The sequence below is a fragment of the Amnibacterium sp. genome (genome assembly GCF_036559085.1).
Classification (GTDB): Bacteria; Actinomycetota; Actinomycetes; order Actinomycetales; family Microbacteriaceae; genus Amnibacterium.
Map to the genome: position 1 here is coordinate 1 of NZ_DATBTU010000047.1, position 3,118 is coordinate 3,118.

Annotated in this window: 4 protein-coding genes; 1 reads left to right on the forward strand and 3 read right to left on the reverse strand. The window is 74.5% G+C overall.

Annotation, left to right across the window (positions count from 1 at the left end; genetic code table 11):
• From VIG76_RS08330 to VIG76_RS08340, 3 genes are all read right to left on the reverse strand, one after another.
• On the reverse strand, positions 1-1,095 hold a 1,095-nt coding region (locus tag VIG76_RS08330; protein WP_331953046.1), incomplete at its 3' end, for an MFS transporter.
• Entirely contained in the window at positions 1,088-1,723 is a 636-nt protein-coding gene (locus VIG76_RS08335; RefSeq protein WP_331953048.1) for a helix-turn-helix domain-containing protein, read from the reverse strand. The genes VIG76_RS08330 and VIG76_RS08335, both read right to left, overlap by 8 nt.
• A gap of 53 nt (positions 1,724-1,776) precedes the next feature.
• Positions 1,777-2,658 (reverse strand): Rieske (2Fe-2S) protein, encoded by an 882-nt coding sequence (locus VIG76_RS08340; protein ID WP_331953050.1) that lies wholly within the window; start codon positions 2,656-2,658, stop codon positions 1,777-1,779.
• A gap of 134 nt (positions 2,659-2,792) precedes the next feature.
• Here VIG76_RS08340 and VIG76_RS08345 point away from each other — a divergent pair.
• The coding region (locus VIG76_RS08345) for an SDR family NAD(P)-dependent oxidoreductase (protein ID WP_331953052.1) at positions 2,793-3,118 on the forward strand (326 nt) is incomplete at its 3' end.

A 3,118-nucleotide genomic window follows, 5' to 3' on the forward strand; every position in this document is an offset into this window, starting at 1 on the left:
CGCACCGGCCAGCAGCGCGCCGAGCGGGATGCCGGCCCAGGCGATCGCGTTCACCGCGGCGAGGGCGCGGGCGAGCAGGCGCTCCGGGATGGCGGCGTACTGCGCGGTCGCGAGCGCCGGGTTGATGGCGCCGGCCGCCAGCCCGCCGACGGCCCAGACCACGAGCACCGCCCAGAAGGGCAGGGGGAGCGCGAGGGCGAGCAGGCGCGGCGCACCGGTGATGAGGAAGGCGGTCGCGAAGGTCCACCGTCGGGGGAGGCGCGGCCCCACGGTCGCGTAGACCGCCGCGCCGGTCAGCGCGGCGACCCCGAACACGGCGAGCACGACGCCGAGGCCGGCGGTGCCGACCCCGGTCGACCGGGCCCAGAGGAGCAGCAGCAGGCCGCTCACCGCCGCGTCGACGAGGTTGGTGAAGAGCACCATCCCGGCGATCGAGCGGGTGAGCGGGTTCCGTGCGACGAAGCCGAGGCCCTCCCGGACGTCCCGGATGTAGCCGCGGACGCCCGCATCCGTCGCGGGTACCGCCCCGACGACGGGCACGGCGGCGAGCAGGAGCGCGCCGATGAAGAAGCTCGCCGCGTCGAACGCGACGACGGTCGCGGGCCCGAGCACGGCGATGAGCGCACCGGCGACGGTCGCTCCGAACACGCCGGCGAGCCGCTCGGCGCCATCGACGAGGCCGGCAGCGCGCTCGAGCGGCGTGCCGGAGCGCTCCGCGGCTCTGGGGATGAGCACCTGGGTCGCCGCGTCGGCCGGTCCGCGGGCGGCCCCCGCCACGAACACGAGGCCGAGCACGACCGGGATCGGCAGGGCGCCGGCGGCGTGCAGCACGGGGATCATCGCCATGGCGAGCCCCGCGACGATGTTGCCGACCCAGGCGACCCGGCGCGCGCCGACCCGGTCGACCACCGGTGCACCGAGCAGCTGCAGCAGGACGTAGGGGGCGATCTCGGCGGTGCCGACGAGGCCGGTGAGCACGGCGTCGTGCGTCGTCGTGAGCACGAGCCAGGGCACCGCGAGGTGCGAGATGCGGGTGCCCGCCGCCGAGACGACGGCGGAGACGAGGAGGGAGGGCAGCCCCAGCCGATCACGCATCGGTCGACGGCGGCGTCTGCCGGGGCTCGGGGAAGAGCTGGTACTGGAACGTGACGATCGCGCTGTCCGGCATCTGCGGCTGCGCCGGATCGTGCCGCCGGTACCGTGCGAGGACCGCACCGATCTCGCGATCGAGCTGCCGGGCCTCGTCCAGCGTCAGGGAGAGCGGGATGTCGCTGAAGTCGTCGAGCTCCTGCCATTCCTCCGGCCACTCGGGCTCGATGTCGAGCCAGGCGCGGGCGTTGCCGAACGTCGCCTCGAGCACGACCGCGAGGTAGTCGCGCACCACCGCGTCGGCCGCGTCGGCGGTGCTCGTCGCGGTCACGAAGGTGGACCGGGAGGTCGCGCGCCACCAGCGCTCGCGGCCACCGCGCCGACGGTCGGCGACCTCCTCGTCGTCCGCGTCCTCCACGAACCCGGCGGCGTGCAGCTGCCGCAGGTGGTAGCTCGCGAGGGCGGAGGACACGTGCAGGAGCTCGGCGAGGCGGGTCGCGGTGGCCGGTCCCTGGCGCCGCAGCTGGCCGAGCAGCTGCAGCCGGAGCGGATGGACCAGCCCCTGCAGGGCGAGGGGATCCGTCGCACGATCGATGCGGGGATCGAAGAGCGGGCCTGCGTCATCCTCGGGCATGCGAGGACGATACGTCTATCGAAGGATTCTTTGCAAGGATTCCTTCGATGGAGTCATCCCGCGTTCGGCAGCAGCACCTCCACGAGGTCGCCGGTGACCCGGGCCTCGAACGCGGGCTGCGGGGCCGTCGCCGGCCCGTGCACGACCTCGCCGGTACGCAGCGCGAAGGTGCTCTGGTGCCAGGGACAGGTGACGCATGCGTCGCCCTCGGCGTCGATGCTCAGCTCGCCCTCGTTCAGCGGCCCGGACAGGTGGCTGCACACGTTGGAGATCACGTCCACCCGGTCGCCGTCGCGGTGGACCAGCAGTGGCTGACCGGCGACGTCGCGGCGGGTGAGCGTGCGCTCCGGGAGCTCGGCGAGCGGCGCGAGCGGCTGCCAGCCGGCCGGGAAGCGGTGCGGCACGTGCTCGGCATGGTTCGCGCCCGCCGCCTGCCGGTAGCTGAGGTGGCCGCCGAGGTAGCCGCCGAAGCCGATCGCGCCGAGGCCGCCGAGCGCGAGCAGCTTGCCGAGGCCCTGGTTCCCCCGCCGGCGAGCCAGCCACGAGGCGGTGTAGAGGACGATGGCGGTCGTGTTCGCCGCCGCGTGCACGACGCCGACCCGCATCTGCTGGATGTGCAGCCGCGACCAGTCCGCCTCGCCCGTCGCGACGGTCGGCACGGCGGCGAGCAGCCCGGTGCCGACGAGCAGCTGCGCGGCGCGCTCGTTGCCGGGCAGCAGGTCGAGCACGGTGGCCGAGAGCCACGCGCCGGCGGGGACCAGGATCAGCGCCGGATGCAGCGGATGGCCGGCCGGGGTGCCGTGGAGCAGGTCCTCGAGCGGCTTCGACTTCGAGAGCATCCCGACGACGAGCTCCTTGACCGGGTTCACGATCGCGTCGAGGGCCTCGACGTCCTCGAGCTTCGCGATGGGTTTCAGGATCCGCAGCTCTCTCATCTCCTCAGCGCACCCGGTCGTCGGCTCCGACGCAAGCCGAGCGGCGAAGTCGCAGCGATCCTGCAGGCGTCCGTCGGCGGACCTCAGGCAAGCGCCCGAGAGTGCCTCGGAGAGGCGGTCGATAGGCTCGCGAGGTGGATCCCGTGCTCGCCCGCTTCCAGGACCGCGTCGCGATCGTCACCGGCGCCAGCCGCGGGATCGGCCTCGCGGTCGCCGAGCGCCTCGTCGCCGAAGGCGCCCGCGTCGTGATCACCGCCCGCCGCGAGGAGGCCCTCGCGGAGGCGGTCGAGCAGCTCGGCGCCGACCGGGTGCGCGGCGCCGCCGGCCCCGCCGACGACCCGGCCGCACGGCAGGCCGCCTTCGCCGCCGCCGAGGAGGCGTTCGGGCCGGTCGACCTGCTCGTGAACAACGCGGGCGTGAACCCCGCCTACGGCCCGGCCCTCGAGATCGACGAGTCGGC

Bases quoted from the DNA above. Each gene is read 5' to 3' on its own strand.
- VIG76_RS08335 (WP_331953048.1), bottom strand. From the start codon at position 1,723: ATGCCCGAGGATGACGCAGGCCCGCTCTTCGATCCCCGCATCGATCGT.
- VIG76_RS08340 (WP_331953050.1), bottom strand. From the start codon at position 2,658: ATGAGAGAGCTGCGGATCCTGAAACCCATCGCGAAGCTCGAGGACGTC.